The sequence below is a fragment of the Streptomyces albidochromogenes genome (genome assembly GCF_005981925.1).
Lineage (GTDB): Bacteria > Actinomycetota > Actinomycetes > Streptomycetales > Streptomycetaceae > Streptomyces > Streptomyces albidochromogenes.
In genome coordinates, this window is record NZ_VBVX01000535.1 from 1 (window position 1) to 2,189 (window position 2,189).

The following is a 2,189-nucleotide window of genomic DNA, read 5'->3' on the forward strand; positions in this document are numbered from 1 at the left end:
CATAGTGTTTCGGTGGTCATAGCGTTAGGGAAACGCCCGGTTACATTCCGAACCCGGAAGCTAAGCCTTTCAGCGCCGATGGTACTGCAGGGGGGACCCTGTGGGAGAGTAGGACGCCGCCGAACAATAATTCAACGCTGGTCCCCGAACTTCGGTTCGGGGACCAGCGTTTTTTTGTGCCCGGTCACTTGGTGTTCACGTTGTAGGACGAGCATCCAAGGCATGGGGACGATCGGAATGCTGAAGTCCGCGGGTGTCGGCATCGGTGACGAGGTCATCGTGCCGGCCTTCGGGAACGCCGAGGTGGCCGAGGCCGTGCTCGCCGTCGGGGCCATGCCGGTGTTCGCCGACATCGACGGCGCCACGTACTGCCTCGACGCCGCCGCTGTGGAGGACGCCGTCACGACGCGTACGGCCGCCGTCGTCGCCGTACCGCGGTTCGGGTACCTGGCCGGCGTGCGGTCGGTGCGGGAGCTCGGACAGCGGCGGGGCCTGCTGGTGGTGGAGCACCGCGAGGAGGGTGACTCCCGCGAGCCGAGTGTCCTCGCTCAACGGCAGGTGCACGCCGCCTACTTGAACCGGCGCCTCACCGGGGTGCGGACCCCAGAGGACTGTGCCGGACACACGTACCAGCAGTACGTCGTGCGGGTGCCCGGGAACGGGCGGCCCGACCGTGACGCGTTCGCTCGCGCTGTGCGGCGCAAGGGTGTCGACTGCCAGGTGCCGGTGAAGACGCCGGTGCACCGGCTGCCCGCGTTCCAGCGGGCGGTCTGCCTGCCGGAGACCGAGCGGGCCGCCGACGAGACGCTCGCCCTGCCCGTCGGCCACCCGCTGTCCCGCCGTGACCTGCAGCGCGTCGTCGCGGCGTGCAATGCGCTCGGCGGCCTGCTGCAACCCGCCTTCTAGAGAGTTTGTTTGAAGGGTGGCGTGTGCGAGGAGAGCGGCGGGTTCGGAGCACGGCTGATGTTCGGGTAGGATCTACCTCGTTGCCGCAGCGCAGCGAAGGCCCCAATAGCTCAGTCGGTAGAGCGTCTCCATGGTAAGGAGAAGGTCTACGGTTCGATTCCGTATTGGGGCTCAACACGCGAAAGGCCCCCGCCGGTTGGCGGGGGCCTTTCGCGTTTCTACGGGTGGTGGGGCATCGGTACGCGCATGGCGAGGATGGCCATGTCGTCGGAGGCCGGTTCGGCCGCGAAGCGCTCCACGGCGCGCAGGATGCGGGCGGCGACCGCGCCGGCCGTCAGGCCCGTGCAGGTGGCGAGGACGTCGGCCAGGCCGTCGTCGCCGAGCATGCGGGTGCCCTCGCGGCGTTCGGTGACGCCGTCGGTGACGCACAGGAGTACGTCGCCGGGGTCCAGGGTGACGGTCTGCTCGTACAGCTCCAGGTCCTCCATCACACCGAGCAGCGGCTGCGGTTCGGCGGCCGGTTCGACCGAACCGTCCGGGCGCAGGCGCAGCGGGAGGGGGTGGCCGGCGCAGACGACCTTCAGGACGGCGCTGCCGTCCTCCTGCGGCCACAGCTCGCCGTACAGGAGGGTCAGGAAGCGGCTGCGGGCGCCCTCGTCGAGGATGGCCGCGTTGAGGCGTTCCAGGACGGCGGGGCCGCCGAAGCCCTCGCGGGCGAGGAGGCGCAGGGCGTGGCGGGCGAGGCCGGTGACGGCGGCCGCCTCGGGGCCCGTACCGCAGACGTCGCCGATGGCGAAGCCGTACGCGCCGTCGCGGATGGGGAACAGGTCGTAGAAGTCGCCGCCGACCTCGTTGCCCTCTCCCGCTGCCCGGTAGATGACCTCCACCTCGACGTTCGGGACGTGGGGGAGCTCCGGGGGGAGGAGGCTGCGCTGGAGGGACTGGCTGATGGCCATGCGCTCGGAGTACAGCCGCGAGTTGTCCAGGGCGAGCGCGGCGCGGCGGGAGAGGTCCTCGGCGAGTTCGAGGATCTCCTGGCGGAAATGGTCGTCGGTGGGCTTGCCGAGCGTCAGCATGCCGATGACGCGGTTCCGGGCGACCAGGGGCAGGACGACGGTCTCGCCGCCGACCGCCGCGGCTGTGGCGAGCGTGGTGCCGATGCCCGAGCCGACGTGCGGGGTGGAGCCGAGGCCGAGGCTGCGCATGGAGGTACGCAGTGCTGCCTGGTGGGCGGCCTCGGTGGGGGCGTTCCAGACGCGGGCGCCTGTCTCTTATACGCATCT

1 protein-coding gene, 1 tRNA gene, 1 rRNA gene and 1 pseudogene are annotated in these 2,189 nt (G+C 70.3%); 3 read left to right on the forward strand and 1 reads right to left on the reverse strand.

Going from position 1 to position 2,189, the window contains the following annotated elements:
• Positions 1-8 precede the first annotated feature (8 nt).
• The 3 genes from rrf (at position 9) to E2E34_RS33540 (ending at position 1,078) form a co-directional block, all read left to right on the forward strand.
• Positions 9-125, forward strand: a 5S ribosomal RNA gene (gene rrf / locus E2E34_RS33530).
• Positions 126-222: 97 nt separating this feature from the next.
• Positions 223-906, forward strand: a complete 684-nt coding sequence (locus tag E2E34_RS33535; RefSeq protein ID WP_138905600.1) for a DegT/DnrJ/EryC1/StrS family aminotransferase — start codon at positions 223-225, stop codon at positions 904-906.
• Between the two features lie 99 nt (positions 907-1,005).
• Positions 1,006-1,078, forward strand: a tRNA-Thr gene (locus tag E2E34_RS33540).
• 46 nt (positions 1,079-1,124) lie between these two features.
• On the opposite strand, the pseudogene E2E34_RS33545 reads toward E2E34_RS33540, so the two are convergent.
• A pseudogene (locus E2E34_RS33545) lies at positions 1,125-2,171 on the reverse strand (PP2C family protein-serine/threonine phosphatase); the annotation flags it as partial.
• Positions 2,172-2,189 lie beyond the last annotated feature (18 nt).